At 68.6% G+C, this 15706-nt stretch carries 13 protein-coding genes; 4 read left to right on the top strand and 9 right to left on the bottom strand.

Annotated elements, in window-relative coordinates; all coding sequences use genetic code 11:
* Window positions 1-105: 105 nt before the first annotated feature.
* A complete protein-coding gene (locus EZ216_RS00935; RefSeq protein WP_135247699.1) occupies window positions 106-1431 on the top strand; it encodes a beta-propeller fold lactonase family protein in 1326 nt (441 codons plus the stop codon).
* Window positions 1432-1433: 2 nt separating this feature from the next.
* Here EZ216_RS00935 and EZ216_RS00930 read toward each other — a convergent pair whose 3' ends face one another.
* On the bottom strand, window positions 1434-3638 hold the full coding sequence (locus EZ216_RS00930; RefSeq protein WP_167772794.1) for a DUF1631 family protein: 2205 nt from the start codon (window positions 3636-3638) through the stop codon (window positions 1434-1436).
* A gap of 220 nt (window positions 3639-3858) precedes the next feature.
* On the opposite strand from EZ216_RS00930, the gene EZ216_RS00925 reads away from it, so the two are divergent.
* Window positions 3859-5598, top strand: coding sequence for a DEAD/DEAH box helicase (locus EZ216_RS00925; RefSeq protein WP_135247697.1), 1740 nt, complete (start codon window positions 3859-3861; stop codon window positions 5596-5598).
* 182 nt (window positions 5599-5780) lie between these two features.
* Complete coding sequence (locus tag EZ216_RS00920; protein WP_135247696.1) at window positions 5781-6437, top strand: NAD(P)H-binding protein; 657 nt, start codon at window positions 5781-5783, stop codon at window positions 6435-6437.
* Window positions 6438-6444: 7 nt separating this feature from the next.
* On the opposite strand, the gene EZ216_RS00915 is transcribed toward EZ216_RS00920, so the two are convergent.
* The 8 genes from EZ216_RS00915 to EZ216_RS00880 all read right to left on the bottom strand — a co-directional run bounded on the left by EZ216_RS00915 (window position 6445) and on the right by EZ216_RS00880 (window position 13873).
* Window positions 6445-7230, bottom strand: a complete 786-nt coding sequence (locus EZ216_RS00915; RefSeq protein WP_167772793.1) for a transglutaminase-like domain-containing protein — start codon at window positions 7228-7230, stop codon at window positions 6445-6447.
* Window positions 7231-7396: 166 nt separating this feature from the next.
* Window positions 7397-8146: a FadR/GntR family transcriptional regulator gene (locus EZ216_RS00910; protein WP_135247694.1), complete on the bottom strand. Its 750-nt coding sequence runs from the start codon at window positions 8144-8146 to the stop codon at window positions 7397-7399.
* A 3-nt stretch (window positions 8147-8149) separates the two neighbouring features.
* Window positions 8150-8539 (bottom strand): cupin domain-containing protein, encoded by a 390-nt coding sequence (locus tag EZ216_RS00905; protein ID WP_135247693.1) that lies wholly within the window; start codon window positions 8537-8539, stop codon window positions 8150-8152.
* A gap of 16 nt (window positions 8540-8555) precedes the next feature.
* On the bottom strand, window positions 8556-9626 hold the full coding sequence (locus tag EZ216_RS00900) for an ABC transporter ATP-binding protein (RefSeq protein WP_135247692.1): 1071 nt from the start codon (window positions 9624-9626) through the stop codon (window positions 8556-8558).
* A gap of 3 nt (window positions 9627-9629) precedes the next feature.
* On the bottom strand, window positions 9630-10472 hold the full coding sequence (locus EZ216_RS00895) for a carbohydrate ABC transporter permease (protein WP_338050533.1): 843 nt from the start codon (window positions 10470-10472) through the stop codon (window positions 9630-9632).
* 2 nt (window positions 10473-10474) lie between these two features.
* On the bottom strand, window positions 10475-11347 hold the full coding sequence (locus EZ216_RS00890) for a carbohydrate ABC transporter permease (protein ID WP_135247690.1): 873 nt from the start codon (window positions 11345-11347) through the stop codon (window positions 10475-10477).
* An 85-nt stretch (window positions 11348-11432) separates the two neighbouring features.
* Window positions 11433-12812 (bottom strand): ABC transporter substrate-binding protein, encoded by a 1380-nt coding sequence (locus EZ216_RS00885; RefSeq protein WP_135247689.1) that lies wholly within the window; start codon window positions 12810-12812, stop codon window positions 11433-11435.
* Between the two features lie 101 nt (window positions 12813-12913).
* On the bottom strand, window positions 12914-13873 hold the full coding sequence (locus tag EZ216_RS00880; protein ID WP_135247688.1) for a 2-hydroxyacid dehydrogenase: 960 nt from the start codon (window positions 13871-13873) through the stop codon (window positions 12914-12916).
* A 71-nt stretch (window positions 13874-13944) separates the two neighbouring features.
* Between EZ216_RS00880 and EZ216_RS00875 the strand changes: the two genes are divergently transcribed.
* The gene (locus EZ216_RS00875) at window positions 13945-15687 is read left to right on the top strand and encodes an IlvD/Edd family dehydratase (protein WP_135247687.1); all 1743 of its coding nucleotides are present in this window, start codon (window positions 13945-13947) and stop codon (window positions 15685-15687) included.
* Window positions 15688-15706 lie beyond the last annotated feature (19 nt).

The following is a 15706-nucleotide window of genomic DNA, read 5'->3' as shown; positions in this document are numbered from 1 at the left end:
ATGGCGGATTATCCCTGCTCGCGCGGCCGCGTGGCCGCTATGCGCCATGTGCCCCTGCCGCGGGGCCGATAGCTTGGCGGGCTTCGCATCCTGCCCATCCAAGCCATGCGCCGTGTTCTCCTCGTTTTCGCCATCCTCTGCCACGTGTTGCTGCTGGCCGCCTGCGGCGGCAAGGAAGACGAGGTCCCGCCCGACGCGGCGCCGCCTGAGTCGGCTCCCGGGCCGCAGCCGCGGCCGATGGCGATCACCGTGCAAGGTCTGCTCGGCACCGGGCTGCAGGTCCGGCATGCGGGCACCGTCATCGACATCGGCGCAGACGGTCAGTTCGCCTCGGTGACGCCGGCTGGCGGAACGCCAACAGTGGAGGTCGCCACGCAACCGGTGGCGCCGCCGCAGCGCTGCAGCGTGTCATCGGCGACAGAGCAGGCAGCCACCATCATGTGCGGATGGCCGCAGGCGGCATCCGCACTGGTCGGCGAATCGGGCACCGGCACGGTGAAGGCGTTCGACGTGGCTGCGGCGGGTGCAGTCACCCCTACCAGCGCGGCCATCGGCGCCGTGGATGCGGCCTACGCGGGAGTGGCCCACCCCAGCGGCCGCTACTTCTACGTGCCGCAGGACGCCTCTGGCGGCACGCTGGGCACCTACGCAATTTCCCCGGCAACCGGAGAACTCACCGAACTCGCCCGCGTGCCGCTCGGCCTGCCCGGCCCACTCGCGGCCATGGACCCGAAGGGCCGCTTCGTCGTTGTGACCGGCCGCCCCAGCGGGTTCCTGCAGGCGCTGCGCATCGATGCCGCGACGGGCCTTCCCGAACGGGTGGGCCCGCCGATGGCTGGCGCAGGTCCGAACCCGGCAGGCCTCGCTTTCCATCCGGCCGGCACACTGGTGTACGCGGTGTCCAACCTGAACGGCACGGTGCGTCCGTTCCTCGTCAACCCGTCCACCGGCAGCCTCACGGGCTTGGCCACGCTGACCTTGGGACAGCCACCTTCCTTCTTCACCGTCGATCCTCGCGGGCGGTTCCTCTTCACGTACAACGGCGACGACACCTTGACGGTCGTTCGTATTGGGCCCGGCCTGGGCGATCTGACGGAAATGGCCACCACGGCTTCGCCGCCGACCACCGCCGCATTGGGGGTGCGGCCGCAAGGCGACTTCCTGTTCGCGCTCAACTTCGACGGCATCACCGTCTTCGCCATCGACGGCGCCACGGGTGCCTTGTCCATCGTGGGCGCAACGGTGCCGGCCGGGAATTCCCCTGGCGGGCTGGCAATCGATCCTGCGGGGGAATACCTGCTGGTAAGCGACACGGGCTCGGACATGGTGCTGACCTACGCCATCTCCGCGTCGGGCGCCTTGACACCCACTGGCACCCGGCCCAGCGGCATAGCCTTTCCGGACAGCGTCGTCCTCGTGCCCCGCCCCTGACCCTAGCCGCCGTCCAGGCTGTTCTTCAGCGCCGCCTTCGCCACCTGGTCCAGTGCATCGTCCACCACCGGGCGATCCGCCACCACGCGCAGCAGGCCCTGCGTGCGCAGGCGGTCCAGCGTGCGGCGCGACATGGAGTGCGCGGTGCCCGCGATGGACGTGAACATGAACAGCGTGCCGTGCGGGCTGGCCCAGGTGAGCTGCACGCGGGTCCACTGCGTGTCCACCATCAATTCGGCCCAGGTGCCCGTGCGCAGGTCGCTGGGCGGCGCCGCCTCGGGTTCCGGCGCGGTGCCGCCCGGCGGTGGCACGTCGGCCGCCGCGAAGTCCTCGGGCATCAGCGAGTCCTGGTCCAGCCAGCCCGATTCCTGCACCTCGCTGTCGGCCAGCCAGGGTTCGTCGGCGTCGGCCCGCTCCAGCGTGGGCGGCTGCGCTTCGATCTCCTGCGCGCGCTTGCGCGAGGCGTCCTGCGCGTCCCGCAGCGCCGCCGAGTGCAGCGCCATCAGGTTGTCGAAGAAGCGCTGCGACAGCTCCGGCGGGTACGCGATGCGCTGCAGGCCTTCGCGCACCTTCGCCACCAGCGTGGGAACCATCTCCGTCAGCCGGTGCGCGCGCCGGCGCACCGAGGTGGATTTCTGCACGCTCCACACCAGCTCGTCCACCATCGCGCGGTAGCCGAACGGGTCGTCGGAACCGTCGGTGCAGCTGAGCTGCGCTTCGGCCACCACCTGCGCCCACGAGCCCTTGAGGAACTCCAGCACGAAGGCGGGCACTTCCAGCCCGTCCATGGTCTGGGCGAAATCGGCCGCGAGCTTCTGCGCCAGCAGGTTGCGCTGCTCCGCGTGCAGCAGCGCGCGCGCCGCTTCCTCGCGGCGGTGGCGCAGCGTCTGGTCGTGCCCGGTCCACACCTGCTGCAGGTGATCGGTGAGCTCGCCGAAGGAGTCGGCGTCCAAGACCTTGCTCTCGGTCAGCCACTTGGCCGCGTACTTCACCGTTTCCAGGAAGCGCCGGAAGCCTTCGTCTTCCTCGCGCTGGAACGCCAGGCTGCGCTGCGTCACGCGGTCGAGGAACTGGCGCGCGGGGTGGGTGCGGTCGCTGAAGAAACGCGAGTCCTGCAGCGCCAGGCGCTGCACCGCAGGCTGCATCGACTTGAGCTGGTCCTTGTATGCGGCGAGCAGGCGCGCGTCCTTGGCCAGCGTCTCGAACATGAGCCGCAGCACTTCCTCGCCCAGCTGCGCGCCCAGGCGCTGCTGCGGCGGCGCCTCGTGCGCGGCGGCGGGCTGGGCCGGGGATGCGGGCGCGGGCGCGGGCTTGGGCCTTTGCTCCAGCCGCTTGACCAGCAGTTCTTCCTGCTTCAGCTCCTGCAGCAGCGACATGGAAGCCGGCACGGTGTGCAGGAACTCGGGCTTGCCGCGCGGCGCGTCCAGGTCGCCGGCCAGCAACTGGCGCAGGCGGTCCAGCGTGAGCAGCGTCTTGGCCATCGCGCCGGTGGTGGACGAGCCGGTCGCGCCACTGCCCTGGTGCACCTTGCCGCCGATGGGCACGGCCGGCTCGATGCCGGTGGACAGCAGCCACTCGGACACTTCGCGGTACAGGCGCCGCAACTGCGCCCCGAGCATGCCGCCCGCTGGGGCGATGATGGTTTCCCGCGATCTCGCGTCGGGCACGTGGATGGCCATCGTCGCCTGCAGCGCGCGCACGAACACTTCCGGCCGCACCGGGTTCAGGCCCGGCTGGATGGTGCGCCAGCCCAGCAGCGTGCTCACCAGCGCATCCAGCGCGGGCAGCACGTCGTCGACGGCGAAGCTGACTTCCTGCTGGGCGCGCGCGACTTCGATGCTCTGGTCGAGCTCGGCGTCGCCGAACAACTGCAGGTCTTCGTAGCGCAGCACCTCGGCCTGGACCGTGTCCTTGCCGCCGCCTTCGTAGACGACGCGGGTGAGTTCCTGCTTGAAGGTGGCGCGCACCTGCGCGCCTTGCATGTCCAGCGTGGCCAGCGCGGCCACCGCGGCGCGGATGCCGCCCTGCTGGAAAGCCGGGATGCTTTGCGGACCCGTGGGCGCGGCGCCGCGCACCAGGCCCTGAACCACTTCGGCCATCAGCGAGTCGGCCTGGCCGATGACGGTGGTGAGACAGTCGTTCAGGGACGGCTGCAGCGCGGTGGGATCGTCGGCCACGCCGATCCGGCGGGGAAGCATCTTGGCCATGGTCGCGCTCATTATGCTGAGCCGGAGGGGTGTTGCGAAGCATGCGACAATACGGGTTCCCGCGGAGATCAGCAGTCGCTTTCCACGGGCTCAGCGTTCCGCTGGGGAGCCGCCGGCCCCGCCGAGCCTCCCGCCTCCAACCTCATCTGCCTTCTGACTTGCTCGGTGCCCGCAAGGCGCCGCACGGGCCGATACCCTGCGCCACGGTAGGCGCTCATCCATGACTTTTGACGAACTGAACCTGGCACCGGCCATCCTGAAGGCCGTGCGCGAACAAGGCTACGAGAACCCCACCCCCATCCAGGCCCAGGCCATCCCCGCCGTGCTCGAAGGGCACGACCTGCTCGCCGGCGCACAGACCGGCACCGGCAAGACGGCCGCCTTCACCCTTCCGCTGCTGCACAAGCTCTCCAAGGGCCAGGGCAAGACCAACAAGTTCGGCAAGGACGGCATCGCGGCCCTGGTGCTGACGCCGACGCGCGAGCTCGCCGCCCAGGTGGAAGAGTCCGTGCGCACCTACGGCAAGTACCTGCCGCTCACCTCCACGGTCATCTTTGGCGGTGTGGGGATGAACCCGCAGATCGACCGCATCAGGAGAGGTGTCGACATCCTTGTCGCGACGCCGGGCCGCCTGCTCGACCTGCAACAGCAGGGTCACCTGGACCTGTCCACGGTCGAAATGCTCGTGCTCGACGAAGCCGACCGCATGCTGGACATGGGCTTCATCCACGACGTGAAGAAGGTGCTCGCCCTGGTGCCCCGGGAAAAGCAGAGCCTGCTGTTCTCGGCCACGTTCAGTGATGAAATTCGTGACCTTGCAAACGGACTGTTACGCGATCCGCGTAGCATCCAGGTCACACCCCGCAACACCACGGTGCAGCGCATCACCCAGGTCGTGCACCCGGTGGGCCGCGCCAAGAAGAAGCAGCTGCTGGCGCACATCATCCAGCAGCACGACTGGTCGCAGGTGCTGGTGTTCACGCGCACCAAGTTCGGCGCCAACCACGTCGCCGAATTCCTGAACAAGAACGGCATCACCGCGATGGCGCTGCACGGCAACAAGAGCCAGGGCGCGCGCACGCAGGCGCTGGCCGGCTTCAAGAGCGGCGAGATCCGCGCGCTGGTGGCCACCGACATCGCCGCCCGCGGCATCGACATCGACGACCTGCCGCACGTGGTGAACTACGAGATCCCCAACGTGTCCGAGGACTACGTCCACCGCATCGGCCGCACCGGCCGCGCGGGCAAGGAAGGCCAGGCCGTCAGCCTGGTGTGCCTGGACGAGGAAGGGTTCATGCAGGAGATCGAGCGCTTCACCAAGCAGCAGATTCCCGTGCAGGTGGTCGAAGGCTTCGGCCCCGACGCCGGCGAGCGCGCCGAGCCCATCGCCATGGGCCGCCAGACCCTGTGGGGCGGCGCGGGCAAGCCGCCCAGCCGCGATGTGATGGCCGCCGCCGCCAAGGCCGCGCGCCAGGAAATGATGCAGCGCATCCGCGAGAACAAGGCGCCGCAGCGCGGCGGCAAGTCCGAAGGCGAAGGCCGCGGCGCGCGCAATGGCAACGGCGGCGGCAATGGCGGCAATGGCCAGCGCGCGCGTCCGCAAGGCGGCGGCCCGCGCCCGGCGCAAGGCGCCAACGGCAATGGCCAGCGCCCGCCGCAGCAGCAGCGTCCGCAACGCGTCGAACGCGACTTCGACGACCGCGAGGACCGCGACGACGACCGCATGCCGCGCAACGTCGACCCCCTGCGCACCAGCCTGCCCACTCGCCGCGACATGACCGGTGTCAAGCGCGTCAACGGCAACGGCCAGCCCGATCCCACCCGCACCAGCATCGACAGCATGGGCGGCGGCAACCGCAACGGGGGCGGCCGCAACCGCAATCGCGGCGGTGGTGGCGGCGGCGGCGGTGGTGGCTACGGCCAGCGCGGACAGAACGTCCGCTACGGCAACGGGCGTTGAATCCAGGCGCGCCAGCGGCGCGCTTCTGAAGGCGGACACCCTTACGCAGAGGACGCGGAGCAAGCGCAGAGGGCGCAGAGAAGACATTCAAGATGTTTCTCTGCGCCCTCTGCGTGACCTCTGCGGACTCCGCGTAAGGGTGTCCGCTTTCCTTTGTTCCCCTTGCTGGCGACAATCCGCGAATGACCAGCCGCACCGTCCTCCTCGCCGGCGCCACGGGTCTCGTGGGCCGCGAGATCCTCGCCGCGCTGCTGCGCGACCCCGGCGTGCGCGCCGTGCACGTGCTGGCGCGGCGGGCCTTGCCGCAGACCGACCCTCGGGTGACGGTGCACCAGGTGGATTTCGCGACATTGCCGGCCCTTCCCGCGGCCGACGAGGTCTACCTGGCGCTCGGCACCACGATCAAGGTCGCCGGCAGCCAGCCCGCTTTCCGCGCCGTCGACTTCGACGCCAACCTGACGGTCGCGCGGGCCGCGCAAGCGGCGGGCGCGCGGCGCGCGGGGCTGGTCAGCGCGATGGGCGCCGACGCGCGCTCGTCCATCTTCTACAGCCGCGTGAAAGGCGAGCTGGAAGACACGCTGGCGCAGCTGGGATTCGACGCCCTGGTGATCGCGCGGCCTTCGATGCTGGCCGGCAACCGCACGGCGCTGGGGCAGCCCGAACGCGGCGGCGAGAAACTGGCGTTGAGGATTTCCACGGCGCTGCGGCCGCTGATCCCGGCCAACTACCGCTCGGTGCAGGCGGAAGACGTTGCCGGCGCGCTGGTGCGCGAAGTGCCCCGCGCCAGCGGCAGGCAGGTGATGCTGTCGGGCGAACTGCAAGGCGCCGCGCGCCGCTGAGCGCGCCCTACGAGGTCTCGCGCTCGGCCTGCGGCGGCGAGGCCGGGCCGTCGCCGGCGCGCAGTTCGCGGATCGCGCGCTCCATCAGCGGCGCCACCATGTTCCAGTGCAGCGACCGCGTGAGCGGGCGGCGCCGCTTGCGGTAAGCCTCGGAAGCCGAAAACGCCAGCACGTCGTCGTAGCAGCCGTGGTCTTCCAGCACCATGGGGTCTTCGGCCGGCGGACTGCCGCCGACCCAGGCGCCATCCAGGCCGTTCCAGATGGCGTGGCCTTCGCGGTGGATGCCGTAGCCCCAGGTCCAGCCCAGGTCCTTCAGCCGCTGGCGCGCGGCCGCCATGTAGGCCGCGTCGAAGATGTAGGTGTCGGTGCCCACCCATCGCCCCTGCGCCCACACTTCCACCGCGGGCCGGCCGCCGCTGGACAGCGACGGCACCAGGCCGCGCATCACTTCGCCGTTGAATTCGTACCAGTGCAGGCGCGCCGGGATGCCCGCCGAGCGAAGCAGCGCGACCAGCAGCGTGGCCTTGTCGGGCGAATCGCCGCGGCCGGCGTCCAGCACCTGGCGCGCCGTGCGCGGCTGCAGTTTCAGCGGCTTGGTGAACGGCAGGCGCTTAACGAAGGCGTACACCGACAACACCTTCTCGCGCTCGGTCTTGCAAAGCTGCGTGAGCGAGCGGGCCCGCACGCGCAGGCGCGGGTCTTCGAGGTCCAGCAGGGCGGTGGCCCCCAGCCAGCGGCGGGGATCGTCGGGGCCCGGGGGCGGCGGCGCCCCCGGTTCAGGAAGGTCGGACAACGAAACAGCTCTCCAGCAACGGGGTGGCGGCGGGACCGTCTGCGTCCCGCCAGGCGCCCGCGTGCCGAGTGGTGGGAAGGCCCACCGTGGCCGCGAATCTTGTTGGGCCGATTTTAAAGGCTGGCGGTCGGCGATGCCTCAGCCGGCCCGCCTTCGGGAGGCCGCTCTACACCATGGCGCGCAGCCGGGGCGCGGGCAAATCCAGCTTGGGCAGACGGCGGCGCGAGGCGAGCACTTCCTCGATGTCCTCGCGCGCGCCGTCGATCAGCACCAGGATGGCTTTCTCGGCCTTGGCCGGGTTGCGCGCGATCACCGCGTCCAGCACCGCGCGGTGCATGGGCAGCGACGAGCGCGGCCCGTCCTTGCGGCTGGTGGAGATCTCGAAGCTGGTGCGCAGCAGCGCGGCGAGCGCCTTGCTCATCTGCGCCACCATGCGGTTGTGCGCCGCGCGCAGCAGGCCCTGGTGGAAAGCCAGGTCGAAGGTGACGTAGTCGCCGCCCTCCTCCACCGCCTTGCGCATGCCGGCAAAGGCGGCCTCGATGTCCGCGATGTCTTCCGGCGTGGCGCGCTCGGCGGCCATGCGCACCGCCGCGGGTTCCACCACGCGGCGCAGTTCCTGCAGGTCGCGCAGGAACTCGCGCGTCAGCCCCACCTGCGACTGCCAGACCACGACCTCGGGATCGAACCAGTTCCACTGCTCCGCCGCCAGCACGCGCGTGCCGACTTTCGGGCCGGTGCTGACCAGGCCCTTGGCCACCAGCGACTTCACCGCTTCGCGCACCACGGTGCGGCTGACGCCCAGCTCTTCGCACAGCACGGGCTCGGGCGGGATGGTGGCGCCGGGCGGGTAGCGGCCGGAGATGACGGCCTGGCCCAGCTTCTCCAGCGTGCTGCCGTGGACGTTCTTGATGGCCACGGGCTAGCCCCGCACGAACAGCGTGACAAGCGGCTCGCCGCCGACTTGCGCGCTCCAGTGGCCGTGCACCTTGGGGTCGAACACCGCGCCTTCGGGCAGCAGGTCGGCCGACCAGAAATGCTCGCCCGGCCCGAAGGTGCGCGAGCTGCCGTCCTGCAGGCCGATCTGCATGCGCCCCGAGAGGATGAACACCCACTGCGTGTGCGGCGAGACGTGGAACTGGCTGCGGAAGCCCACCGGGCTGTGCCGAAGCTGGTAGCCGCCGCTGGGCATCAAGGCGGACAACATGGATTGAGGGGTGCCCTGGTCCAGCGTGACCGGCTCCTCGCGGAAGCGGGCCCGCCCGTCGGTGTCGGTGAACAGGACCACCTTGGTGAACTGCGTGGCGGCCATGGGGGGATTGTGCCTTTCAGTCCAGGCGGCGGCCGTCGGCGCCATCGAACAGGTGGGCGCACTTGGGGTCCACCGAGAGGTACACGGTCTCGTCCGGCTGCGCGGCGGTGCGGCCGTGAAGCACGACCACCAGGCGCGCCTCGCCGACCTGCAGCAGCAATTCCGTCTCGGCGCCCGTGGGCTCGACCACCACCACCTTCGCCGGCACGCCCTGCCCTTCGCCGACGAGCTTGAGGTCGCCGGGCCGCACGCCGTAGTGCACCTTCTGCCCGTCGGTGCCGCGCGCGACGCGCGGCGCGGGCCAGGCCTGGCCCTGCGCCTGCACCCAGTTGCCGTCGGCGCCGACCTTCAGCGTGCCTTCCAGCACGTTCATCGCGGGCGAGCCGATGAACTGCGCGACGAACAGGTTGCCCGGCCGGTCGAACAGCTCCAGCGGGGTGCCGATCTGTTCCACGATGCCGTCGTGCATGACCACGATGCGGTCGGCCATGGTCATGGCTTCGATCTGGTCGTGCGTGACGTACACCGTGGTGGTCTTCAGCCGCTGGTGCAGCGCCTTGATCTCGGCCCGCATCGCGACACGCAGCTTGGCGTCCAGGTTCGACAGCGGCTCGTCGAACAGGAACACCTTGGGGTCGCGCACGATGGCGCGGCCCATCGCCACGCGCTGGCGCTGGCCGCCCGACAGCTCGCGCGGGTAGCGGTCCAGCAGCGCGTCGAGGTTCAGCACGCGGGCGGCGTCGGCCACGCGCGCGGCGGTGACTTCCTTGTCGGCCTTGCGCAGCTTCAGGCTGAAGCCCATGTTGTCGCGCACCGTCATGTGCGGGTACAGCGCGTAGCTCTGGAACACCATCGCGATGTCGCGGTCCTTGGCGTCCAGGTCGTTGATCACGGTCTCGTCGATGCCGATCTGCCCCGCGCTGATCGGCTCCAGGCCGGCCAGCATGCGCAGCAGCGTGGACTTGCCGCAGCCCGACGGCCCGACCAGCACCACGAACTCGCCGTCCGTGATGTCGAAGCTGATGCCGTGGATGACCTTGAACTTGCCGAAGTTCTTTTCGACGTTGCGGAAGGAAACGGATGCCATGGCTTAACTCTTGACGGCGCCGGCGGTCAATCCGCCGACCATGTAGCGCTTGAAGGCGTAATAGATCGCCGCCGGCGGCAGCGCGTAGATCAGGCCGGTGCACATGAGCAGTTCCCACGGCGAATCGTCCGCCGAGAGGAAGTTGCCCAGCGCCACGGCCAGCGTCACCTGCTCGTCGTGCGACAGCAGCAGGAAGGCGTACAGGTACTCGTTCCAGGCCAGCAGCAGCGAGTACGTGCCCACCGCGACCAGCGAAGGCACCATCAGCGGCAGGTACACCAGGCGGAACAGCTGCAGCGGCGTGGCGCCGTCGATGCGCGCGGCTTCGTCCAGTTCCAGCGGCAGCTTGTCGCTGGCCTGCTTGAGCACCCAGATGCAGTACGGCGACGCGATGGTCACCATCGCGAGGATCAGCGCCCACTGGTTGTTCAGCAGGCCGTAGCTGCTCATGGCCTTGTACATCGGCACCGCCAGGAAGGCGGCGGGGATGAAGTACGTGAACAGGGCCAGGTTCAGCACCGTGCGGCCGCCCTGCACCTTCAGCCGGCTGATGGCGAAGGCGCAGGTGGTGGCGATGAAGAGCGTGATGGCGCCCACCGCCACCGCGATGACCACCGAATTCCACAGCTGCTTCCAGAACAGGTGCAGGTAGAAGTGCTTCTGGAAGAACACGAAGTCGAAGTTCTGCAGCGTCGGTTCCTTCGGCCACAGCCGGCCCGACGTGGCCGAGTCCTTGCTCGAGATCGAGAACAGGAACAGGTGGTAGATGGGGATCATGGTCCACAGCAGGACCGGGATGCCCACCAGCAGCAGCTTGGCTTCGGTCGCGACGTTGCGCCAGGTGATCTTCACTTGGACAGCCTCTTCATCATGAAGTACACGAGCGGCAGCACCAGCGGCATGGCCACCACGATGGACGCCATCGCCAGGTCCACCTGGTCCAGGCGCAGGTAGCGGATGCCCAGCGTGGCCAGCACGTGCGTGAGGTCGGCGGGGCCGCCGCCGGTGAGCAGGTAGACGCTGTTGAAGTCGCCCAGCGTCCAGATCATCGACAGGATGGTGGACGTGAGGTACAGCGTCTTCATCGCCGGCCAGGTGATGAAGCGGAACTTCTGCCAGCTGCTGGCGCCGTCGACGGCGGCGGCCTCGTACTGCTCGCCGGGGATGGCCAGCCGGCCCGCCACCAGGATCAGCGTCCAGAACGGCAGCGACTTCCACACGTGCATCAGCATGGAGAAGCACAGGGCCAGCGTCGGGTCGTTCAGCCAGTTGGGGCCGTCCTGGCCGGTGAGGCGGAAGATCAGCGTGTTGATGACGCCCCACTCGGGGTTCAGCATGAACCGCACCGAGAGGATGGTGGGGATCGACGGCACGGCCCACGGGATGATGAACAGCACCGACAGGATGCGGATCCACCAGCGTTCGTGGACGAAGAAGCCGGAGAGGAACAGCGCGATCACCATCTTGAAGTTGATGGCGACCACGATGAACACCACGGTGTTGATCGCGGTGCGGAAGAAGATGGGGTCCTGGAACAGCCTCTCGTAGCTGTCCGGGTGCCGGGCCAGCCACAGGCCGTAGCCCACGGGGTACAGCACGAAGACCAGGAACACCAGCAGGTAGGGGACGACGAACAGCCGTCCCCAGAGCTCCCACGAACGCGACTGGCGCGGCGGCGCGGCCGTCTCGGCTTCCAGCGGCAATGCGGCGGCTTGCGACATGGCGGCTCCTGGGCTTTGTCGGGGGTGGGGATTGCGGGGATGGAGGACCGGCGCCACCCGCTGGGGCGGCGCCGGCTTGCGGGGCTCAGTTGCCGGCGACGGTCTTGATGCGGGCGATCATCTCGTCGACCGCCTTGTCCACCGGCACCTTCTCGTTGATGACGCGGTTGGCGGCCTTGGCCCAGACGTTCTCGTTGTTCAGCACCGTGAACTTGTAGTTCTTGGTGAACTCGAACGGCACCACGCCATTGGCGTACTGGTTGAACACCGCCTGGCGGTGCGGGTCGGCCTTCCAGAACGCGCTGGCCTGGCCGGCCTTGGTCACCGGGAACCAGCGGCCGAGCGAGCCTTCCACGTACGGCGTGAGGTTCTCGTCCTGCAGCAGGAACGAGACGAACTCCATCGCGCGCTTGGTGTTCTTGGCGCCCTTGAAGATCACGCCGGTCTTCACCGCCGTGCGGTACACCATCTTGCTGCCGTCGGGCTTGTTGGGGAAGCCGGCGGTGGCGATGTTCTCGGTGTAGTTCTTCTTGGCAGCCGCGCGCTGCTGGTCGTTCAGCTGCGTGTTGTTGGCGTCGTCCAGCCACTTGGCGGCGATGGAGATCGTCGCGTTGTGGGTCAGCACCGTGGTCTTGTTGTGGAAGGCCACGTTGTTGTCCGGGTCCTTCCAGCTGGTGGACGACGGCGGCGAGCAGCCCTTGGTGTACGGCGCGACATAGTCGGTCAGCGCGCCGATCAGGCCCGTGCGCACCGAGGGATCGTCCACCAGCAGCTTGCCCGCGTCGTTGACCAGCTTGACGTTGTACGCGTCCATGAAGGTCAGGAACGAGTAGAACGAGTCGCTGGAATCCACGCCCAGGGGCTGGCCGATGCCGAAGATGCGCTGGCCGGTCTTCTGGCGCTCGGCGGGCTGCACCTTGTCGCACCAGAAGCTCCAGAAGCCCTTCCAGTCCTTCGGGATGTCGCTTTCCTTGAAGCCCGCCTCGGCCAGCATGTCCTTCCAGTACTGGATGTGCATGGTCTGCTGCTTGAGCGGGAACGCGTAGTACGCGCGCTTGTTCTCCGCGTTGTTCAGCAGGAAGGTGGTGGCCAGCGCATTGGGCTCGAACTTCGGGCGCAGCGGGTCGATGACCTTGGAGATGTCTTCCAGCTTGCCGTCGTAGGCCCACTTGGCGGTGACCTGGAAGTCGTAGACGTCGGCGTAGGCCACGTCGGGCGGGTTGCCGGCATCCAGCGCGGCCACCGTCTTGGGGATCATGTCCTGGATCGGGTACTGCGACAGCTCGATCTTCACGCCCTTGTGTTTGGCTTCGTACTTCTTGATCGCGTCGAACAGCGCCTGGTCTTCCGCGGGGTAGAAGCCCTTGACCCACCAGACGGTGAGCTTTTCCTGGGCAGCCGCGGTACCGGCCGCCATGAGGCCCGACGCCACGAGGGCGGCGGCCGCGATGGTCCTGAATTTCATTGGCAGTGTCTCCTTGTGGGTATCGGTGGGCCCCGGTGCGATCGCGAGGGCCGGGTTAATCATATGATGATTGATACTTAAGCGGTCAGTCGGGACAAACCCTATCGGCACTCCGGCACGGGGGTCGGCAACGCACGGCCGGCGAAGTGCGCGGCCAGGTTGTCGAACGCCAGCTGCGCCATCGCATGCCGCGTCTGCACCGTACCGCTGCCGATGTGGGGCGTCAGCACCACGTTGTCCAGCGCACGCAGCGCCGGCGGCACGCGCGGCTCGTCCTCGAACACGTCCAGCGCCGCGCCGGCGACGGTGCCGTCCTGCAGCGCGCGGATGAGCGCGGCTTCGTCGACCACCGTGCCGCGCGAGACGTTCACCAGGTAGCCCTGCGGACCCAGCGCCTTCAGCACCTTCGCGTCGATCAGGTGCCGCGTGCCCGCGCCGCCCGGCGTGATGACGACCAGGAAGTCCACGTTCGAAGCCAGCGACACCACGTCTGCGTGGAAGTCATGCGGCACGTCCTTGCGCGAGCGGCTGGTGTACGCGATGGACATGCCGAAAGCCTGCGCGCGCTTCGCGATCGCCTGCCCGATGCGGCCCAGGCCCACGATGCCCAGCCGCGCGCCGGACATCTTGCGCGCGAGCGGCATCGCGCCCTGCTCCCATTGGCCTTCGCGCACGAAACGGTCGGCCTGCGGCAGCCGGCGCGCGACGGACAGCATCAGCCCGATGGCGAGATCGGCCACCTCGTCGTTCAGCACGTCGGGCGTGTGCGTGACGGGGATGCGCCTCTCCTTCGCGGCGGCGACGTCCACCTTGTCGTAGCCCACGCCCATGATGGACACCATCTCCAGCGCGGGCAGCCGCGCCATCAGCTCGCGATCGACCAGCGACTCGCCGCCGCCGGTGACGGCGCGGATGCGCGGTGCCGCTTTCGAGAACGCCGCCGGGTCAGTGACGTGCAGGCGATCGAGCAATTCGAAGTCGCGCTGCAGTCTTTCGACGTAGAACGGCGGCAGCTTCATCACGGCCAGCACGGCGGGCTTGTCGGAACGGGGATCGCTCATGGTTTTCACGGAGAAAAATCGCGGCAATCGTATGACGATAATATGAATGACCTTTCTCCGGAGTTACCCGCATGACGTCGTCCAGCAAGCCCCGCAAGAAACCCGAGGAGCTGCGCAGCCAGCAGTGGTTCGGCCGACAGGACCGCGACGGCTTCGCGTACCGCAGCTGGGTGAAGGGCAAGGGCGTGCCGCACGACCAGTTCGATGGCCGCCCCGTCATCGGCATCTGCAACACGTTCAGCGAACTCACGCCCTGCAACTCGCATTTCCGCACGCTGGCCGAGCAGGTGAAGATCGGCGTGTACGAAGCGGGCGGCTTCCCGCTCGAATTCCCGGTGATGTCGCTCGGTGAAACGCTGCTGCGCCCCACCGCCATGCTGTATCGCAACCTCGCCAGCATGGACGTCGAAGAGTCCATCCGCGGCAATCCGGTCGACGGCGTGGTGCTGCTGATGGGCTGCGACAAGACCACGCCTTCGCTGGTGATGGGCGCTTCCAGCGTCGACCTGCCCACCATCGGCGTCAGCGGCGGCCCGATGCTCAACGGCAAGTGGCGCGGGCAGGAACTGGGCTCGGGCACCGGCGTGTGGAGCATGAGCGAGCAGGTGCGCGCCGGCACGCTGAAGCTGCAGGACTTCTTCGAAGCGGAAAGCTGCATGCACCGCAGCCACGGCCACTGCATGACGATGGGCACCGCTTCCACCATGGCCAGCATGGTCGAGGCGCTGGGCATCGGCCTGCCGGGCAACGCGGCCTACCCCGCGGTGGACGGCCGCCGCAACGTCATCGCGCGCAACGCGGGCCGCCGCATCGTGGACATGGTGCACGAGGACCTGAAGCTGTCGAAGATCCTCACGCGCCAGGCTTTCGAGAACGCCATCAAGACGCTGGCCGCCATCGGCGGATCGACCAACGCGGTGATCCACCTCATCGCCATCGCGCGCCGCATCGGGGTGGAGCTGTCCATCGAGGACTTCGACAAGCTCGGCTCCGAACTGCCGTGCCTGGTGAACCTGCAGCCTTCCGGCAAGCACCTGATGGAAGACTTCTGCTACGCGGGCGGCCTGCCGGTGGTGATGAACGAGATCCGCCAGCACCTGCACCTGGACGCCATCACCGCCAACGGCACCACCGTGGGCCAGAACATCGAAGGCGCGCAGAACTACAACACGGAAGTGATCCAGCCGCTGGACAAGCCGTTCAAGGACAAGGCCGGCATCGCGGTGCTGCGCGGCAACCTGGCGCCGCGCGGCGCCGTCATCAAGCCCAGCGCCGCGACACCGGCGCTGATGGTGCACAAGGGCCGCGCCGTGGTGTTCGAGGACATCGAGGACTTCCACAAGCGCATCGACGACGAGAACCTGGACGTCGACGAAACCTGCGTGCTGGTGCTGAAGAACTGCGGCCCCAAGGGCTACCCCGGCATGGCCGAGGTGGGCAACATGCCGCTGCCGCCCAAGGTGCTGCGCAAGGGCGTCACCGACATGGTCCGCATCAGCGACGCGCGCATGAGCGGCACGGCGTACGGCACCGTGGTGCTGCACACCGCGCCCGAGGCCGCCGCGGGCGGGCCGCTGGCCATCGTGAAGAACGGCGACATCGTCGAACTGGACGTGCCCAACCGCCGCCTGCACCTGCACATCAGCGATGAAGAGATGCAGGCTCGCATGAAGGCATGGACACCGCCGAAGCCGCCGCTGGATTCGGGGTACTGGAAGCTTTACGTCGATCACGTGCTGCAAGCGGACCAGGGCGTCGATCTCGACTTCCTGGTCGGTAAGCGCGGCGCATTCGTGCCGCGCGACAACCACTGAGGAACAGCCCCTGTCATGC

It is taken from the genome of Ramlibacter humi (genome assembly GCF_004681975.1).
GTDB classification, from domain to species: Bacteria; Pseudomonadota; Gammaproteobacteria; order Burkholderiales; family Burkholderiaceae_C; genus Ramlibacter; species Ramlibacter humi.
The sequence above is the reverse complement of the archived record's forward strand: the minus strand, read 5'-3'. Positions and strand labels throughout refer to the sequence as shown.

Coding starts and splice junctions, on each gene's coding strand:
- EZ216_RS00935 (WP_135247699.1), top strand. CDS start 106: ATGCGCCGTGTTCTCCTCGTTTTCGCCATCCTCTGCCACGTGTTGCTG.
- EZ216_RS00930 (WP_167772794.1), bottom strand. CDS start 3,638: ATGGCCAAGATGCTTCCCCGCCGGATCGGCGTGGCCGACGATCCCACC.
- EZ216_RS00925 (WP_135247697.1), top strand. CDS start 3,859: ATGACTTTTGACGAACTGAACCTGGCACCGGCCATCCTGAAGGCCGTG.
- EZ216_RS00920 (WP_135247696.1), top strand. CDS start 5,781: ATGACCAGCCGCACCGTCCTCCTCGCCGGCGCCACGGGTCTCGTGGGC.
- EZ216_RS00905 (WP_135247693.1), bottom strand. CDS start 8,539: ATGGCCGCCACGCAGTTCACCAAGGTGGTCCTGTTCACCGACACCGAC.
- EZ216_RS00900 (WP_135247692.1), bottom strand. CDS start 9,626: ATGGCATCCGTTTCCTTCCGCAACGTCGAAAAGAACTTCGGCAAGTTC.
- EZ216_RS00890 (WP_135247690.1), bottom strand. CDS start 11,347: ATGTCGCAAGCCGCCGCATTGCCGCTGGAAGCCGAGACGGCCGCGCCG.
- EZ216_RS00885 (WP_135247689.1), bottom strand. CDS start 12,812: ATGAAATTCAGGACCATCGCGGCCGCCGCCCTCGTGGCGTCGGGCCTC.
- EZ216_RS00880 (WP_135247688.1), bottom strand. CDS start 13,873: ATGAGCGATCCCCGTTCCGACAAGCCCGCCGTGCTGGCCGTGATGAAG.
- EZ216_RS00875 (WP_135247687.1), top strand. CDS start 13,945: ATGACGTCGTCCAGCAAGCCCCGCAAGAAACCCGAGGAGCTGCGCAGC.